Raw genomic sequence first — 18,292 nt, 5'->3', positions numbered from 1 at the left:
ACTGTGTCGATGCGCGTGGCGACCGATGGCGTGGTGGACTCGGCGGCGACAGCGTCGGGTGGCGCGCTGCCTGCCGGGTTGATGGAACAGGCCGCACGGCGACTGTGCGTCTCGGCGCTGCTCTACGCCGTCGTGTACACGAGCGCCGGCATCGTGCCTGCGCTGATGCTGCCAGAGGGACGTGCGGCGTTCTTCGCGCACGTGTCGGCGTGGCTGCCGCCCGTCGCCTCAGTTGTCGTGGCGTTGATCGTGGCTGCGCTGGCGAGCCGGCGGACCCTGTCGAACGAGGCCATCGGTCGCGTAGGACTGGCGTTCCAGGTCATCGGCAGCCTGGGCATCGCGTTGTTCGAGTACCTGCAGCCGATCGGCGGGCTCGCCGTGCAGTCTCCGCTGACGGGGCTGTCCTGGGTGGCGATCTGGATGCTGGTGTTCGCCATCATCGTGCCCACGCGTCCCTCGGCCGCACTCGTCGCGTCGTTGCTCTCGGCCAGTACCGTGCCCATCATCGCGTCGCTGGCGATGGCGCGCGGCTTCCTGCCTGCCGTCGGGCCGCTCGAGTTCTTCCTGCGCGTCGTACTGCCCTACCTGCTCGTGGTGCTCATCGCGAGCGTCGGCGTGCGGCTCGTGTACACGCTCGGTGTGGATCTGAAGCGCGCGCTCGACCTCGGCAGCTACCAGTTGGAGGAGCGGCTCGGCGCGGGCGGCATGGGCGAGGTGTGGCGCGCGCGCCATCGCCTGCTCGCGCGGCCGGCCGCGGTGAAGCTCATTCGCCCCGAGGTCTTCGAGGCGGCGGGCGAAGCCAGGCAGTCGGCGCTGCGTCGACGTTTCGAGCGCGAAGCGCAGACCACGTCGCTGCTGTCGTCGCCGCACACCATCGATCTCTTCGACTACGGCGTCACCGACGATGGGGCGTTCTACTACGCGATGGAACTGCTCGACGGGTTCGATTTGAAGACCCTCGTCGAGCGCTTCGGTCCGCTGCCCGTCGAGCGTGCGATCGTCCTGCTCTCGCAGGTGTGTCACTCGCTCGCCGAGGCCCACGCATCGGGACTCGTCCATCGCGACGTCACGCCGGCCAACGTCTTTGTCTGTCGATACGGCCGTGACGTCGACTTCATCAAGGTGCTCGACTTCGGTCTCGTGAAACCGGAGGCGGCGGTCCACGGTCGCGACCCGGGACCCACGCATCACGATCGTATCGGCGGCACGCCGGCGTTCATGTCGCCCGAACAGGCGCTCGGGCAGTCGCAGCTCGACGGACGCGCGGACATCTACGCGATCGGCTGTCTCGGCTACTGGCTGACGACGGGCTCGCTCGTGTTTCCGCGCAATTCCGCGATGGCGATGGCGGTGGCGCACTCGCAGGCCGTGCCCGAGCGACCGTCGCAGCGTACGGAGTTGCCGATTCCCGAGGCGTTCGACACGGTCATCCTGGAATGCCTGGCCAAGTCGCCTGCCGATCGGCCTCCGACGGCCGAACTGCTCGCGCATCGCCTCGAGTCCATCATCGTCCCCGCGTCATGGGACCGCACCCGCGCGCGTGAATGGTGGAACCTCCACCACCCGATCGACCCCTCCCGCCGTCGCCTCGCCGCAGACACCATGGCCGTGAAGCTCGTCAGACGCGAAGACAGGTCGGTGTAACGGCGACGCGGGCCGGACTTCCACCTTCGCGCTCCTGGCTACGGTGGACGGGTTGCCCGGCCCGTCGGCGACAACCGGTGACCCGTTGCCGATTGCCGGTTGCCGGTCAGTTGCGCACCGTCATGACGCCGTTCATCAGGCGCCAGTGGCCGGGGAAGGTGCAGACGTAGGGGTACTCGCCGGGCTCCTGCGGGGCGCGGAATTGCACCGTCAGGGTCTGCCCGGGATCGAGGACCTTCGTCGAGAAGAGGACGTCGGCGATCTGCGGGACGTACTGGTTCGCCAGCGCGTCGCCGGCGGTGAGCATCGCGTCGGCGGCGGCGCCGATGCGCTCGAGCGATCCCGACGCACCGAGGATGAAGTTGTGCTGCATCGGGTCGGGGTTCGAGTAGACCAGCTGCACCAACTGGCCGGGCGCGACGGTGAAGGCCGTCTTGTCGAACTTCATCTCGCCCGGGACGACCGAGAGCTGGACGATGACGTCCGGCGTCGGGAGTGGGGCGGGCATCGTGGTCGTGGCGCTGGCGCGCGCGGCGTCGCTCGTGGCGTACGCCAGGTGCGCGGCGATCTCGCCGGGCCGGCTGTACGGCGTGACGGCGTTGGTCTGCCGCTCCACGCGGTACTGCCACGTGCCTGCGAGAGAACGCGTGGTGCCGTTCGTCTCTGCCACCAGCAGATCAGGCGTGCTCAGGAACCCGCCGTCGCCGCGCGAGTTCTGGATGCGCAGCGTGATCGTGTTGACACCCGCGCGCAGCGCGCCGTCAGGCACCGTGAAGATGGGCGTCGGCGGCGGCGTGGCGCTGCGCGGCGGCGCGGGCACCGTGTGACCGTTCACCCAGATCTCGGCGGCCTGGCTGATGCGGCCGAATCCCAGCGTCGTCGGACCGGGTGCCGGCAGATCGAGCGTGCGCGTGAACCACACGACGCCGTCGAAATCAGGTAACCCCTTGCTTTCCCAGTTGCCGGGGACCTCCATCGGCTTCCAGGCGCCGGCAACCGTGGCGGGTTCGGGCGTGGTCCAGTCTGGCCGCGTGTCTCCGAGGCGCAGCGCGAGTGGCAGCGCGGTCACGGGCACCGCCGCGCGATCCGCGCGGTACGCCGTGAGCACGCCCTCGCGATGCCTGTACGACGCCACGTACAACGCACGACTCAGCCAGCGGTCGCCGATGTTCTCCTGACTCTTGCCCGCCGCGTACAACGCTGCCGCGATCGCGGGCGATGGCGTGGCGTCGGCGATCGCGAGCACGGCGGCAAGACGCGTCTGGAGATCGGGATCGCGGAGCAGACCCGCGTCGAGAATCGCCTGACCGCCGCCGGGACGCGTGGCGACGACTGTCGCGGCCGCCTTGCGGACGCCCGCCGCCGGATGCCTGAGCGCCGCCACGACGGCACGTCCACCCTCGCTCGCGAGATCGGGCACGGCCCCGATGCCGTCGAGCGTCCACACCGCGTGCGGCGCGGCACCGTTGAGGCCGATGGCGTCGAGACGCGTGTTCCGTGTGTGGGCGACGAGCGCGGGCACCACGTCGAGCTGCGCGCGCTCGACGAGCAGGCGCTGCGCGTGCAGGCGCCACAGCATGTTGTCCGACGCGAGCGCCGCGACGAGGCCGGCCGGATCCGTCTTCGACAACTGCGGCGCGTCCGATGGCGCGGCCTGCTTCGGCACCACGCGATAGATGCGGCCGCGATGTCTGTCGCGCATCGATGTCTCGTACGCGTTGCCGGGGCCGTTGCTGTACCCGGGCGGCGTCGGGTTGTGCTGCGCGATGAAGTTGTACCAGTCGGCCACCCACACCGCGCCGTCGGGGCCCACCTGCGCCTGGACTGGCGCCACCCATTCCTCGGCCCCCGCGAGCAGGTTGTAGCCATCACGCGTGACGAAGCCCGATCCATTGCGCTCGACGATGGCCTGCCCTACGAGGTGCGCCGTGGGCTCGCTGATGAATGCGATGCGGTTCCAGTACGCCTGCGGAAACGCGCGCGCCGTGTAGAGCTGATGTCCTGCCGCGGCGGTGTAGCCGCCGTGCACGTCCACCTGACGGATGTACGGCGTGATGAAGTGCGCGTGATAGAACTGCGCGATGCTGTGGTACCCGAGGCCGCTCGCGAGCCGGCTGCCGGTACGCAGTCCCTCGACGCCCTCGAAGTAGCGGTTCGGGATCGCGACGTGGAAGCTCGGGTCGTTGTTGGCCGTGGACCCGAGCACGTCGAACGTTTCCGAGAAGCCGAGGCCCCACGTGTTGTTGGTCGACCCCGTGACGAACTCGAAGCCTGACCCATCGGGCCTGAAGCGGAACACGCCCTGCGAGAACCGCATCGGCGTGCCGTTCATCACGCCATCGAAACCCGCGTAGCCGACGGTGCCCCAGATGTAGTTGTCATGGCCGTACATCAGGTTCGACGGTCCGGCGTGGCTGTCGCTGACGCTCCAGCCCGTGCTGAGCACCGTACGCCTGTCGGCCTTGTCGTCGCCGTTCGTGTCCTCGAGCAGCAGCATGTACGGCGCCGCCGCCACGATGACGCCGTTGCCCGTGAAGACGAGGCTCGACGGGAGATTGAGGTGGTCGGCGAAGATCGTCCGCTTGTCGGCTTTCCCGTCGCCATCCCTGTCTTCGAGGATCGTGATGCGATCCCCGCCGGGCTGGCCGTGGAGCACGCGGTTCGGGTAGTCGCTGACCTCGATCACCCACAGCCGCCCGCGCGCGTCGAACGAGAACGCGATCGGCTTGATCACGTCGGGTTCCTGCGCGAAGAGTTGCAGGTCGAACTCCCCCGGCAGCGTGATGAACTTCATCGAGTCGGCGGGCGTGAACGGCATCTGGTACTTCGGTGCCGGATCGCGCTTCTCGTAGTTCGGCACGTTGAAGCCGTCGACGTACACCACCTCCGGCATGACGAGGCGCGACCACGCGCCGCGTGCCTCGTCGGACACGGCCCACACCGTGCCCTGTTCGACGAGTTGCTGGAACGCCGGATGGCGCCACGTCCGCTCGTCGTGGCCGTACGCCGTGTAGAACACGCGCCCCTTGCCCTGCGTGCGCACCCACGTGTACGGCTCGCGCCCGCGTTCGTCGACGCGTTCCATCAATACGGTGCGATCGACGGTGTTGTGTCGTGTATGGACGTACGTCTCGTCCCACGTCGTGAACGGCGTCAGGCCGCGCATCACGGGATGATCGGGTGCCACGATCGTCGCGGCGAACTCGCCCGTGCCGTGCGTATGGAATTCACCGCCCACGAGCGGGATGTAGCGCGGCGCCTCGGTGAACATCGCCGACGCGCAGTGCAGCGCCACGAGGCCCTTGCCGCCCTCGACGAAGTCCACGAGCGCCTGTTCCTGCGCCGCGGTGAGCGTCTTGTGGTTGGCGTAGATCATCAGCGCGTCGTAGTGCGCGAGCACCTCCGGGCGCAGCGCCTCGTCTGGTGTGCTGACGTGCGTGAGCTGGATGCCCCTGCGCGCCAGTGGGGCCGCGAGGATCGGCATCAGCGTCATCGACGGATGGTGCGTGCTCGTGTGGCCGAGGAACAGCACGCGCAGGGGCCGTCCGGCGTCGGGCGGTGCCTGCGGCGCGAGCTGGCGTGCGCGGAGCGTCATGACGCTCGCCAGGGCGATGGCGAGGGCCAGGAGTACGGCGGCGTGAGTGCGTCGGAATCCCATGCGCATTCTCCTCACACGGGCGTCAGCGACGCGTCACAGAGTCCTTTCGCGTCGCGCGCCTGCGCAATGTGAGTTGGCGGAAGCGTCGGGCCTGCTCCTCGATCCCGACTTCCGTCGCGAAGCGTTCGATGCTCGACGCACCGAAGAATCCGTCGATGCCTGTCGTGTGCGCGAGCACGTACGCGACATCATCCGGCTCGGCGATCGGACCGCCGTGGCAGATGACGAAGACGTCCTTGCGCACCGATCGCGCGGCGTCGTGCATCGCCTGCACGCGCGCGGCAGACTCGTCGAGCGTGAGCGCCGTCTTCGCGCCGATCGATCCCTTCGTCGTGAGTGCGAGGTGCGCCACGAGCACGTCGGCGCCGGCCCTGGCCATCGCCTTCGCGCTGTACTCGTCGAACACGTACGGGCAGGTCAGCATGTCGAGCGCGCGCGCCTCACGGACCATCTCCACCTCGAGGTCGTAGCTCATGCCCGTCTCTTCGAGGTTCTGGCGCAGCACGCCGTCGATGAGGCCGACGGTGGGGAAGTTCTGCACGCCGTCGAAGCCCATCGCCTTCAGCTCCTTGAGGAACACCGGCATGATGCGGAACGGATCGGTGCCGCACACGCCAGCCAGCACGGCGACATCCTTCACGACGGGCAGCACTTCCCGGGCCATCTCCACGACGATGGCGTTGGCGTCGCCGTAGGGGAGGAGCCCCGCGAGGCTGCCGCGGCCGGCCATGCGGAAGCGACCCGAGTTGTAGATGATGATCAGATCCACGCCGCCGCGTTCGGCGAACTTCGCGGAGATGCCGGTGCCGGCGCCAGCTCCGATGATGGGCTGGCCGGCCGCCACACGCCTGCGCAGTCGCGCGAGCATCGTCCTGCGTGAGATGAACGGCATCTGTATCGTCTCCTACGGCATGTGCCGTGCGAGTGAGCGGTATGTGTCGACGAGGGCGTTGGCGAACGCCGCGTCGTTGATGTGCGCGTCGACGTCGACGAGCGTGATGCGCGGATCGAGCGATGTGCGCAGCGTGTCGAACAGCGCGGCGTCGGCAGCGGGGTCGTGGAACGGCTGGCCGGGCGCGTCGATGGCGCTCACGCCGCGCAACGGCAGCACGACGGCCGTGGGGCCCGTGGCGGCGTTCAGTTGCGCGGCGATGCGGTGCGCGATCGCCACGCACTCGTCAGCTGTGGTCCGCATCAGCGTCACGGTGTCGTTGTGCCTGTAGAGCGTACGAGAACGAAACCGTTCCGGCACCGCATCGATGCCGCCGAAGTTGACCATGTCGAGCGCGCCGACCGAGACCACTTGCGGGATGCCGCGTCGGCCCGCCGCGGACAGGCGCGTTGGCCCGGCGGTCAACACGCCGCCGACGACCTCGTCGCACCACTCGGTTGTCGTCACGTCGATCACGCCGGCGAAGAACCCATCGTCGATCAGGCCTTCCATCGCGCGTCCGCCGGAACCCGTGGCGTGGAAGACGATGGTGTCGACGCCCGCGTCATCCATGGCGGCGCGGACGGCCGTGACGCAGGGCGTAGTGACGCCGAACATCGTCGCCGCCACGAGTGGGCGCGCGTCATGGGCGCCAGGGTCGCCATCGTCGGCGTCGAGCGCTTCGACCATCCCGCAGATCGCACCGGCCGCGTTGCCGAGAATGCGGCGCGACAGCGGGTTCAGTCCCGCGATGTCGACAACCGAGTACATCAGCGTCAGGTCCTTCACCCCGACGTACGGCGATGTGTCTCCTGCTCCCATCGTCGAGACGATCACCTTCGGGACGCCGACGGGCAGCGTCCGCATGGCGGTGGCGATCATCGTCGTACCGCCGCCTCCGCCGAGTCCGATCGCGCCGTCGAAGCGTCCGGCTGCGTACCAGGCCGGGAGCAGCGCCGCCGCACCACGCTGCATGGCGTCGACGGCGTGGCCGCGGTCGGCGCGCGTCCGCAGCGATGCAAGGTCCGTCCCCGCGGCGCGCGCCACATCGTCTGCCGATACGTCAGGCATCACGAACGGATCGCCGAGCACGCCGATGTCCACGAGCATCGTGCGGTGACCACGCGCGCGCACGGCGTCGCGCACGAAGGCGTATTCGGGCCCCTTCGTGTCGAGCGTGCCGACGAGCAGGATGGTGCGCGGAGTCACGGGCGAAGTGTGCTCCAGGGCGCTTCGGTGGACACGTCCACCAGTGCGGGACCGTCGAAGATCGCCGGCGACAGGATGGCGAGGAACACCAGCGTCTCATCGCCCGCGTTGTAGGTGGCGTGGACGAGGTCCTTCGGGATATGTGCGATCTCGCCCGCAACGAGGCGACGGCAGGTCCGGTCCACCCATTGTTCGGCCTCGCCGGAGACCACGTAGATGATCTCTTCCATCTCCGGATGCCTGTGGAACGCGTGTCCCGTTCCTGGCGGCATGCGCACGCGAACGAGGAGCAGGTCACGCGCGTCGGTGAGCCCGGGCCTGCACAACCATTCGTGCGGTCCCCATGGCAGTTCCTCCACCTCGACGTCAGCCGCCGTCACGAAGCGCCGCGCGCCCGCGCCCATCGTTCCCTCAGCCACCTGTCCACGCCCTCCGGAATGAGGCGACAGGTGTATCACAGCCGCATCGGAGTGCGCATATACTGCGCGGCACATAACAGAATCCGGGCACCGGGCACCGGGCACCGGGCATCGGGCACCGGGGGCGAGACGCGAAGAGGCATGGGGGCGTCGCGAACGTTGGAGGGGCGTACAGGTATGTCCGAGGTCATGGCGCACGGAGTCAATCGCAATCGGCTGTTCTCGGGAATCTGTCTGGCGCTGATTCCGACTGGGGCGTCGTTTGCGCTGGTCAGCAACATCCTTGTCGCGCTCAAGCATGACTTCATCCTGACCAACTACCAGGTCGGCCTGATTGGCGGCGCGGCGCTGTGGGGGATGGCGATCTCGCTGCTCGTGCTCGGGCCGCTGCTCGAAGCGTACGGACTCGAGAAGGGCGTGCGATTCGGCTTCGCGATGCACCTGGCGGGCATCACGCTGATGATTGCCGCCGTCATGCAGGTCGGTTCGCCGTCGGGATTCTGGATGCTGATGCTGGGCGCGGCCACGCTGGCCGTGGGCAACGGGATGATCGAAGTCACCGGCAACCCGCTTGTCGCGGCGTTGTTCCCGGACGCGAAGACCACGCACCTGAACTGGTTCCACGCCTTCTTTCCGATCGGCATCGTCGCCGGCGGGATCGTGGGCTTCCTCCTGGCCTCTTACGGCGGTCGCTTCGGCTACTGGCCGTATCAGCTCGCGGTGATCTACCTCCCGATTCTCGTCTACGGCGTCCTGGTGCTGCCGCAGCGGTTTCCGCGGACGGAGAACGCCGAGGCGGGCATTCCCGTCGGCGAGATGTTCCGCTACACGCTGACGAGTCCGCTGTTCCTCCTGCTGCTCGCGATGATGGCCATCACGACGTCGATCGAGCTCGGCCCGATGCGATGGGTGCCGGCGGTGCTCGAAGCGGTCGGCATCCACGGCATCCTCGTGCTGGTCTGGATCAGCGGATGGATGGTCGTCCTGCGCCTGCTTGCGACGCACTTCGTCGAGCGCCTGGCGCCGACGGGCATGCTGCTGGTCGCCGCCATCCTCACGGGCACGGGCTTGTTCCTCCTCAGCTTCGTGCAGGGCCTGTGGTCGGCGCTCGCGGTGGCCACCGTCTTTGCCTGGGGCATCGCGTTCTTCTTCCCGACGATGGTGGGGCTGGTGAGCGAGCGACTGCCACGAACGGGGTCGCTGGGGATCGTGCTGACCGCCGGGATCGGCCTCGGCATGGCGGGTGCCGTGGGCGTGCCGCTCATGGGGAGTCTCGCGGATCGCTTCCTGGCCGAGGCGCTCGACCCCGCGCAGGCGACAGCCGTCCTCGAGCGCGTCGCGCAGCGCTTCCCGGAGCACCTGGCCTCCGCCACCCGCGGCGCGGCCTCCGTGGACGCCGGTGACATCAGCGATGCCCTCACCGCGACCCGCACGGCGTTGACGACCCTGCGTCAGGCCGGCCAGGTACACGGTGATGCCACGGCGACGGCCCTGCGCGCGGTCGTCGCGACCCGCCTGAACGATCCCGTCGTGGCCGAAGCCGGCGCGCTTCTTCAGCCGGCCGAAGCGCGCGGCGGACAGGAATCCTTCCGCTACGTCGCCCCGGCGGCTCTCGTGCTCATCGCCGTGTTCGGCACGATGTACGTCAACGACAAGCGGCGCGGCGGCTATCGCGCCGAGCGGCTGAAAAAAGTGTGACCGACCTGACGCCCAACCGGTTGCCGGTTGCCCGTTGCCGGTTGCCGACTGCTTACAGGTTCCCCGCTCGCAGTTGCTCCAGCAGATAGTCAGTCGAGCGGACGGCCAGCGCCATGATCGTGAGCGTGGGGTTCTGCCACGCGCTCGACGGGAAGCTGGAGCCGTCCATCACGAACAGGTTGCGCACGTCGTGCGATTGCAGGAACGGATTGAGGACCGATGCCTTCGGATCCGTACCCATGCGCGCCGCACCCACCTCATGCGCCTGGCCGCGCACCTGGTGCGTCTGCCTGATGTTGGTGGCACCGATGCGCTCGAGGACCTCCGCCGCGTGCGTCGCCATGTCGCGGTGCATCGCCTGCTCGTTCTCGCGCGGCGTCAGGTGCAGGCGTACCACGGGGATGCCGAACGCATCGCGCGTGTCGGGATCGATCGTGCACGTGTTGTCGGCATACGGCAGGCACTCGCCGAAGCCGGAGAACGTGACAGATACGGGACGCCTGCGCGCGATCGCGCGCGTGTACGCATCGCCGATGCCTGGCGCGGAGAAGTCGAAGCCCGTGCCGACGCTCGTGCTCCACGCATAGCCGCGCACGAAGTCCGCCGACTGCGGCCCTCCCGGCAGGTTGCGGAAGCGTGCCGTGAGGAGCTGGCAGGGCCGGTTCGGACCGTTCATCGACGGCGTGGCCTCGACCTCAGGCAGGCGGCCAGACGCGCCGCCGCCCGAGAAATGTGTCATCAGATACTTACCGACGAGGCCGCTGGAGTTGGAGAGGCCGTTCGGATCCTGCGGGGATGACGAATTCAGCAGCATTCGCACGGACTCGAGCGTCTGCGCGCACAACGCGACGACGTTGCCGAAGATCTCCTTCGGCTGGCGCGTGTCTCTGTCCACGTACAGGACGCCGCGCGCCTTGTGCGTCTCCGGATCCATGAGGACCTTGTACGCCATCGCTCCTGTCACCAGCGTGCAGCGGCCTGTCGCCATGGCGTCGCGCATCGTCGTGAACGCGGCGTTGAAGTACGAGTGCGTCACGCACCCGTGCTCGCACGGTCCGCAGTAGTGGCAGGCCTGGCGGCCGTTGAGCGGGCGCGGGAGGTTGGCCGTGCGGCCCTGCGTGATGGTGTAGCCGAAGGCGTTCTTCACGCGCGTGCGGAGCGCCACCTCTTCGCACGTGAATCCCATCGGGGGCTGGAACCGCCCGTCGGGATACTGTTCGAGTCCTTCCTTCACGCCCGATACGCCGACGTAGTCCTCGACGAGGTCGTAGTACGGTGCGATGTCGGCGTACGAGATCGGCCAGTCCACGCCCCTGCCGTCGCGCGAGGCGGCCTTGAAGTCCACGTCGCTCAGGCGCAGGCAGGCGCGACCCCAGATGTTCGTGCGTCCACCCACGACGCGCGTCCGCACCCAGAGGAATGGCGGCGTCGACTCGTCGTGATAGGGCTCCTGGATGTCGTCGACGTACCAGTCGGCGTTCCACTCGCGCACGGCGTACGACTGCGACTGCTTCGGCCGCCGCTGCTCCAGCGGCGCTTTCGTCCGGGCGCGATACGGCAACTGGTACGCGTGCACGTGTTCCTTGTAGTCGGCATCGGTCAAGGCACGGCCGGCTTCGAGCACCACGACGCGAAGGCCTGCCTCGGTGAGTCGCTTGGCCGCCCAGCCGCCCGACGCGCCAGACCCGATGATGACGACGTCGAAGTGCTGTCCCGCGGGATCGCGCTGTGTGGTCTGCATGGGAACCTACGCGTGTCCCTCGCCGTGCTGGCACGCCGGGAACTCCTGGAAGAAGACCATGCCGTCGAAGCCGAGCGACTTCAGCCCGGCCTCGGACGAGTAGTGCGCGCCGGCGACCCACGTCTTCAGCGTCACGAGCGGTCGGGTGAGGCTTTCGAGAATCGCGATCTGCTGCGGTGCCTTCAGCGTGCGGAACGTGGCGCGGTGCGCGTCGCGCGCCGCCGCGTCGAGGGCCGACAGGGCGCTCACCACGGCGATGCGGACATCGTCATGTTCCACGGCAAGCACGCTGTCGATGTATGCCGGGCTGCCGCTGGCGACCGAGCCCGGCACGATGAGTTCGGACACGACACCCAGCGTGGCGAACTGGTGTGCGTCGAAGAACTTCGGCGTCGCGGGAGTCGTGGCCGGTGGCGTCGCGCGCCGCTGCACGATGTGCGCGGCGAGCGGGTGGTCATGCACGTCCGCGTCAGCTGTCGTCGAGCCGGCGGTCAGACCGAGGCCCGCGACGAGTCCCTGGAGCGCAGACCGTCGCGAGATGCCGGGAGTGGCGCTGGTGCCGGCCGTCGCACCTGGCGAGGGCAGCACCGGGAGGATATGCGGTGGAGCGCTGGACGACATGGACTTCGACCTCATGAGGGCAATCTCACTGGCTGGGACGCCGCCACCATAGCCGCACGCGATGCAACGTGGCAACTCATTCGACCCGCCTCAGCCGTTTCGGTATTCTTGTTCTCGCGTGAACGACCAAGCGCAGGCGCAGCGCCCCACCCTCGATGGCACGTCGATCGGGGACGAGGCGGCTGACGTCGTCTTCCCCCGCCTCTACGAGGAACTGCGACGCCTCGCCGCGTCAGCCCTCCGCCGCGAGCGTGCCGGGCACACTCTCCAGCCGACCGCCCTGGTCCACGAGGCGTTCCTGCGGCTGGCCAACAGCGCCGATGTGCCGTGGGATAGCCGTGACCACTTCGTGGCAATCGCCGGGCGCGTGATGCGCCAGGTCCTGGTCGACCACGCGCGACGCAAGCACGCGGCCAAGCGCAGCACGGGAGCCGTTCGCGTGCCTCTCGACGATGTGGACGTGCCGGCCGCGACGGTGGATGTCGACCTGGTGGCGCTCGACGCGGCGATCGTGAAGCTGGCCACCTTCGACCCACGTCAGGCCCGCATCGTCGAACTGCGTTTCTTCGCCGGATTGTCCGTGCCGGAGACGGCGGCCCTCATCGGTGCGTCGGAGCGCACGGTGAAGCGCGACTGGCAGATCGCCAGGGCCTGGCTCACGCGTGAGCTCTCGTACGGCGAGCCGGCCTGATGGGCGTGCGCGTGACGGAGGGCATGGACCCCACGAGATGGCAGCGCGTCAAGGCGATCTTCGCCGAGGTGGTCGACGAGCCGCCGGAGCGTCACGCCGATCTGGTGGCGCACCACTGCGGCAACGACGAGGCGCTGCGCGACGAAGTCCTCTCGCTGCTTGCCGCGCACGGCGCGACGAGCGCGCCGCTCGGACCCGAACTGCCTGACGACAGGCCCACGTCCGGCACCACCGCCGCCGATGCATACGCCGGCCGTCGATTCGGCGCGTATCGCATCCTTCGCGAGATCGGCCGTGGCGGCATGGGCGCCGTGTTCCTCGCCGAACGTGCCGATGGTGCGTTCCATCGCCAGGTGGCCTTGAAGATCGTCGGCCGCACGTTCTCGGGCGACGACATGCTGCGCCGCTTCCGCCGCGAGCGCCAGATCCTTGCCACGCTGAACCATCCGCACATCGCGCATCTCCTCGATGGCGGCGTGAGCGCCGAGGGCGAACCGTTCTTCGTGATGGAGTACGTCGATGGTGTGCGCATCGACGAGTACTGCACTCGGCACGCCCGTACGCAGCGCGAGCGGCTCGCCCTCATGGCCGACGTCTGCCGTGCGGTGGCGCATGCGCACGCGCAGCAGATCATCCATCGCGATCTCAAGCCGTCGAACATCCTCGTCACGGCGGCGGGCGTGCCCAAGCTGCTGGATTTCGGGATCGCGCGCGTGACCGAGTCGCCGGAAGGAGGGGAGCTCACGCTCACCGAATATCAGGCGTTCACGCCTGAATACGCGTCGCCGGAACAGGCCAGCGGCGCGCCGGTGCTCACGCCGGCCACCGACGTGTTCAGCCTTGGCGTCCTGCTCGCGCACCTGCTCGACGAAACGGAGACGACAGGGAAGACAGAGCCGACTCCAGGGCCGACAGGGCCGGCTCTCCGAGCCCGGCCGACCCGCCGATCGTCGTCACTGCCGCGCGAGCTCCGTTGCGTGGTGGCGAGGGCCACGCACATCGACGCGAGCCGCCGGTACGAGTCGGCCGCGGCGCTGGCCGACGACATCACGCGGTACCTCGACGGCCGGCCGGTGCTTGCGCGGCCCGACGGCCTCGGGTATCGGATCGCGACGTTCGTCCGTCAGCGCAAGGTGCCCATCGCCGTGGCGGCACTTGCCATTGCGGCGCTGCTCATCGGCGCATTCGTCGCGACGTATTCCCTTGGCCGCGTGCCGGTCTCGTCCGCGTCGGTCGGCGATGCCGTTGCACCGGGCGACGAGCGCACGATGGCAGTGCTGCCGCTCCTCGTGGCACCGCCGGAGGGCGGCACTCGTGCCGCGCCGCCGTCCACTGCCGATCGCGCGCTCCGCGTCGGCCTCGCGGACGCCATCGCCACGCGACTCGGGCGCATCCCGTCGCTGGCGGTGCGTCCCGTCGACGCGACGCTTCCGTATCTCGATCGCGTGGTCGACACGGTCGCCGCCGGCCGCGAGCTCGAGGTCGACACGGTGCTCGAAGGGACGCTGGCGCGAACCGGGACGCGGCTGCAGACGACGCTCAGGCTCGTGGACGTCGCCAGCGGACACGTGGCCTGGCAGGCGTCATTCGTCAGCGATCTCGCACATGTCCTCATGGGCGAGCAGGCACTCGCCACGCAGGTCAGTCGCGGCGTGTCCACCGCGCTGTCGCTCCCGTTCGCGTCAGCGCGTCCGGCGGCGGATACGACGGCGGCCGCGCAGGAGGCCTATCTCGACGGCAACCTCGCACTCGCGATGACCAGGCGCGACGTCTCGCAGATCTTTGCCGCCCGCGACGCGTTCGCGCGCGCGATCCGCCTGGATCCCGACTTCGCCGCGGCGCAGGCGGGCCTCGCCTCGGCGTTCACGCGGGCAGCGTCGATGGCGTTCCTGGCGCCCACCGAGGCGTATCCGCGCGCCGAGCGCGCCGCCAGGCGCGCGCTCGAACTCGATCCCGACCTTGCCGCGGCGCACGTGGCGCTCGCCGAAGTCGAGGGCGACTACAACTGGCGTTGGGCGGACGCGGAGGCGCACCTGCGCCGGGCGCTGGTGCTGGAGCCGACGAGCGCGCGGGTCAACCACTCGCTGGGCGAGTTCCTGGCCAGTCACGGCAGGTTCGCCGAGGCCGCCGAGTTCTCGGCGCGCGCGCGGGCCCTCGATCCCACGCTCGTCAATTTCGTGGCCGTGCGCGGGCTGCACTACTACCTCGAACATCGCTTCGACGAGGCGATCGCGGAGAGCCGGAAGGCCCTCGCGCAGGATCCCCAGACGTATCTCGCGTACCTGTACATGGCTGCGGCGTACGCGGCGCGCGGCAATCCGGCCGACGGGCTCGAGGCCGCGCGGGCGGCGGCGGCGCTCTCGGGCGGCGCGCAGTCGGACATCTTCGTCATGGCCTGCAACCAGGCCCTCCTGAACGACAGGCCCGCGGCGCTGACGCTCCTGAACCAGCTCCTGACCCTCCGCCGCACGCGATACATCGAGCCCTTCCAGTTCGTCGGGATCTACGCGTATCTCGGCGATACGGAGCGCGCCTTCGAGTGGCTCGAACGCGCGTACGAAGAACGGTCGTACTGGATGCCCACGCTGAAGGTGCATCCGATGGTCGACTCGCTCAGAGGCGATCCACGCTTCGCCGCCCTGCTCGCCAGAATGCGACTGGAATAGCCATTCGCGCTTGACGGCGTGGCGCGGCTCTCTATTATCCCTGTCTAGCTATAGCTAGGGCATGAACGGCTGGACATGACCACACGGACCCGCAACGACATTCTCCAGGGCACGCTCACGCTGCTCGTGCTGCGCAGCCTCGAAGGGCAGGGGCCGCTGCACGGCTACGCGCTCTGCGGCCACCTCCAGCGCATGTCCGCCGATGCGCTGCGCGTGGAGGAGGGCTCGCTTTATCCGGCGCTGCACCGCATGGAGCAGGAAGGCTGGATCTCGGCCACGTGGCGCGTGACCGACAAGGGCCGGCGAGCCAAGTACTACCGGATCACCAGGCTCGGACGGACCCAGCTGGACATCGAACGCGAGAGTTGGGCGCGCCTGACGCGCGGCGTCGGACGAGTGCTGCGCTACAGCTGACAGCCATGGCCTGGATCGCGCGCGCGGTCAACGTCTTCAGGCGGAACAGGCTGCTTCGCCACCTGGACGATGAACTGGCGTTCCATGTGGCCGAGCGCATCGACGAACTGGTGGCCGGCGGCATGACGCCGGACGACGCGACAACCGAGGCGCTCCGCCGCTTCGGCGGATACACACGGCAACGCGAGAGGACGCGGGACATGAACATCGTGGCGTGGCTCGAGGCGCTGGTCGCCGACGTGAGGTACGGTGCGCGACAGCTCTGGGGGCATCCGGGCTTCACGACCGTCGCGGTCCTGTCGCTCGCGCTCGGCATCGGCGCGAACACGGCGATCTTCCAGATGATCAACGCGCTGCGCCTGCGAAGCCTGCCGGCGGTGGAGGCGCCAGCGGAACTGGCGGTGCTCGCGCGCGGCACGGACTTCTTCACGTTCGGCTGGTACTCGTCGCGTCATCAGGCGTTCACCTATGCGCAGTTCCAGGCCGTGCGTCAGGCGCAGGATGCCTTCTCCGACATGCTCGTGTTCGGTCCGACGAGCTTCAACGTCTCGCCGAGCGGCGAGGCGCACCGTGTCGAGGGATTGTGGGTGAACAGCAACTTCCTCGACGTCCTTGGCGTGCGCCCGATACTGGGCAGCGGCTTCGTGCGCGTGAAGGACGAGGCCGATTGCAGCCAGGCCGGCGCGGTCCTGTCGTACGCGTCCTGGCAGCGCCAGTACCGCGGGAACCCGGCGTGCTCGGCCAGGAGTTGTACCTGCAGGGTCGCCCGCGATCTTCGGCGACACGGTGCCACCCAGCTACCGTCCTGATTCCGTCGAGAAGTATCTGAAGAACACACTCATCGTCGAGGATGCGAGCGCGGGGATGTCCTCGTTGCACAGGGCATACAAGGATCCGCTGTGGATCCTGCTGACCGTGGCCGGCCTCGTGCTGCTCATCGCGTGCGCCAACCTCGCGAACCTCCTGCTGGCGCGTGCGAGCACGCGCCAGCGCGAGATGGTCGTGCGCCAGGCCGTCGGCGCGTCACGCCTGCGGCTGATCGTGCAGTTGTGCACGGAGAGCCTGCTGCTGGCGGGCCTTGGTGCCATCCTCGGACTCGGCATCGCTCACGTCGCCGGGCGTGCGCTCATCGGGTTCCTGACGACGCAGGATCAGCCCATCGTCCTCACGCTCGGCCTCGATTGGAACCTGTTCCTCTTCACCACGGGACTCGCGCTCCTGACATGCCTGCTGTTCGGTGTCGCGCCGGCGATCAAGGCCACCAGCACACCGCCGGCGGCGGCGATGTCCGGTGCGCGCGGCACGGCGCAATCGGCCGAGCGCCATCGCCTGCGCCGGAGTCTCGTGGTGGCGCAGGTGGCGATGTCACTGGTGCTGCTGTGCGGCGCACTCCTGTTCGCGCAGACGCTGCGCAACCTGCTCACCACGGAGTCGGGCATGGTGTCGGAAGACGTCCTGGTCGCCAGCGTCGACGCACGACTGCCGGCCATGCCGCCCGAGCAGCGCCTCCTGATGTTCGACCAGATCGAGGCGCGCATCGCCGCGCAGCCGGGCGTCATCGCCTTGGCGCAGGTCTCGCTGAGTCCGTTCGGCGGCAGCAGCTGGAACGGCGACGTGCGTGCAAAGGGCGCGGCAGACGGCGAGAAGAAGGAGTCGTGGTTCACGCTGGTCGGCCCAGGCTACTTCGGCGCGCTGAAGACGCCGCTCCTGGCCGGGCGCGAGTTCACGCCGCAGGACACGGCTTCCAGTCCGCGCGTGGCCATCGTCAACGAGCAGTTCGCGAAGTCGGTCTTCGGCGACGACAATCCGATCGGCCGCACCTTCGCGCATGCACAGGTGGCGGGCAAGCCCGACCTGGAGTACGAAGTCGTGGGACTCGTGCGCAACACCAAGTACGGCGGCCTGCGCGAGGACTTCCGCCCGATCGCGTTCTTCGCCGCGGCCCAGGACGAGGATCCGCCCGATTACATGACGTTCATGGTGCGCTCGCAGGTGTTCGCGAACGCGACGATGGCCAGCATCAAGCAGGTGATGACCGAGATGCAGCAGGGACTGCTGATCGAGTTCCGCGTGTTCGACGACCAGATCGCGCAGACGGTCATGCGCGAGCGGTTGATGGCCACGGTGTCCGGCGCATTCGGTGTGCTGGCATCGTCCTCTCGACGCTCGGCCTGTATGGCGTGATGTCGTACATGGTCGCGCGGCGCCGCAACGAGATCGGCGTCAGGCTCGCGCTGGGCGCAGGCGCGGACCACGTACTGAAGCTGGTGCTCTTCGAAGCGGCGCGGCTCGTCGTCGTCGGCCTGGTCGTGGGCCTCGCCGTGGCGTGGTGGAGCGGCCGCTACGCCGAGTCGCTGGTCTACGGCCTCCAGGTTCACGACGTGCGCACGCTCGCCATCGGCTGCGCGCTGCTGGCGTGTACCGGCGCGCTGGCATCGCTCGCTCCCGCGCTGCGTGCCCTGCGCGTCCAGCCCGCCACGGTCCTGCGATCGGAGTAGGGTACGCAGGGGCGGCCCTTGTGGCCGCCCGTTCGGATCGGGCACCTACAAGGGGTGCCCCTACATCTGTGGGAGAGGCGCATGACGCGCTCATGGCACATG

At 68.8% G+C, this 18,292-nt stretch carries 14 protein-coding genes; 8 read left to right on the top strand and 6 right to left on the bottom strand.

The window, feature by feature from the left end:
* The first annotated feature begins 9 nt into the window (after nt 1-9).
* Nucleotides 10-1,644 (top strand): serine/threonine protein kinase, encoded by a 1,635-nt coding sequence (locus IT182_06725; GenBank protein ID MCC6163026.1) that lies wholly within the window; start codon nt 10-12, stop codon nt 1,642-1,644.
* 106 nt (nt 1,645-1,750) lie between these two features.
* On the opposite strand, the gene IT182_06720 is transcribed toward IT182_06725, so the two are convergent.
* From IT182_06720 to IT182_06705, 4 genes are read right to left on the bottom strand one after another with little or no spacing between them, the layout of a single operon-like run.
* Complete coding sequence (locus IT182_06720; GenBank protein MCC6163025.1) at nt 1,751-5,302, bottom strand: ThuA domain-containing protein; 3,552 nt, start codon at nt 5,300-5,302, stop codon at nt 1,751-1,753.
* Between the two features lie 22 nt (nt 5,303-5,324).
* Complete coding sequence (locus IT182_06715; GenBank protein ID MCC6163024.1) at nt 5,325-6,194, bottom strand: phosphoenolpyruvate hydrolase family protein; 870 nt, start codon at nt 6,192-6,194, stop codon at nt 5,325-5,327.
* A 12-nt stretch (nt 6,195-6,206) separates the two neighbouring features.
* Nucleotides 6,207-7,442 (bottom strand): Tm-1-like ATP-binding domain-containing protein, encoded by a 1,236-nt coding sequence (locus IT182_06710; GenBank protein MCC6163023.1) that lies wholly within the window; start codon nt 7,440-7,442, stop codon nt 6,207-6,209.
* A complete protein-coding gene (locus IT182_06705; protein ID MCC6163022.1) occupies nt 7,439-7,846 on the bottom strand; it encodes a cupin domain-containing protein in 408 nt (135 codons plus the stop codon). The genes IT182_06710 and IT182_06705 overlap by 4 nt, the downstream gene beginning before the upstream one ends.
* 204 nt (nt 7,847-8,050) lie before the next feature.
* On the opposite strand from IT182_06705, the gene IT182_06700 reads away from it, so the two are divergent.
* Entirely contained in the window at nt 8,051-9,559 is a 1,509-nt protein-coding gene (locus tag IT182_06700) for an MFS transporter (protein MCC6163021.1), read from the top strand.
* Between the two features lie 52 nt (nt 9,560-9,611).
* Here IT182_06700 and IT182_06695 read toward each other — a convergent pair whose 3' ends face one another.
* Nucleotides 9,612-11,300: a GMC family oxidoreductase gene (locus IT182_06695; protein MCC6163020.1), complete on the bottom strand. Its 1,689-nt coding sequence runs from the start codon at nt 11,298-11,300 to the stop codon at nt 9,612-9,614.
* A gap of 6 nt (nt 11,301-11,306) precedes the next feature.
* Entirely contained in the window at nt 11,307-11,921 is a 615-nt protein-coding gene (locus IT182_06690) for a gluconate 2-dehydrogenase subunit 3 family protein (protein ID MCC6163019.1), read from the bottom strand.
* Between the two features lie 61 nt (nt 11,922-11,982).
* Here IT182_06690 and IT182_06685 point away from each other — a divergent pair, with 61 nt between their 5' ends.
* The 6 genes from IT182_06685 to IT182_06660 all read left to right on the top strand — a co-directional run bounded on the left by IT182_06685 (nt 11,983) and on the right by IT182_06660 (nt 18,190).
* Entirely contained in the window at nt 11,983-12,612 is a 630-nt protein-coding gene (locus tag IT182_06685; GenBank protein ID MCC6163018.1) for a sigma-70 family RNA polymerase sigma factor, read from the top strand.
* Nucleotides 12,613-12,635: 23 nt separating this feature from the next.
* Complete coding sequence (locus IT182_06680) at nt 12,636-15,278, top strand: protein kinase (protein MCC6163017.1); 2,643 nt, start codon at nt 12,636-12,638, stop codon at nt 15,276-15,278.
* 75 nt (nt 15,279-15,353) lie between these two features.
* Complete coding sequence (locus IT182_06675) at nt 15,354-15,692, top strand: PadR family transcriptional regulator (GenBank protein MCC6163016.1); 339 nt, start codon at nt 15,354-15,356, stop codon at nt 15,690-15,692.
* A 5-nt stretch (nt 15,693-15,697) separates the two neighbouring features.
* The gene (locus tag IT182_06670) at nt 15,698-16,501 is read left to right on the top strand and encodes an ABC transporter permease (GenBank protein ID MCC6163015.1); all 804 of its coding nucleotides are present in this window, start codon (nt 15,698-15,700) and stop codon (nt 16,499-16,501) included.
* Nucleotides 16,479-17,876, top strand: coding sequence for an FtsX-like permease family protein (locus IT182_06665; protein ID MCC6163014.1), 1,398 nt, complete (start codon nt 16,479-16,481; stop codon nt 17,874-17,876). The genes IT182_06670 and IT182_06665 overlap by 23 nt, the downstream gene beginning before the upstream one ends.
* Nucleotides 17,876-18,190 carry an FtsX-like permease family protein gene (locus IT182_06660; GenBank protein ID MCC6163013.1) on the top strand — a complete coding sequence of 105 codons (315 nt, stop codon included), beginning with the start codon at nt 17,876-17,878 and terminating at the stop codon, nt 18,188-18,190. Before IT182_06665 ends, IT182_06660 begins: the two co-directional genes overlap by 1 nt.
* The last annotated feature ends 102 nt before the right edge of the window (nt 18,191-18,292 follow it).

Source organism: Acidobacteriota bacterium (assembly GCA_020845575.1).
GTDB lineage: Bacteria > Acidobacteriota > Vicinamibacteria > Vicinamibacterales > Vicinamibacteraceae > Luteitalea.
The sequence above is the reverse complement of the archived record's forward strand: the minus strand, read 5'-3'. Positions and strand labels throughout refer to the sequence as shown.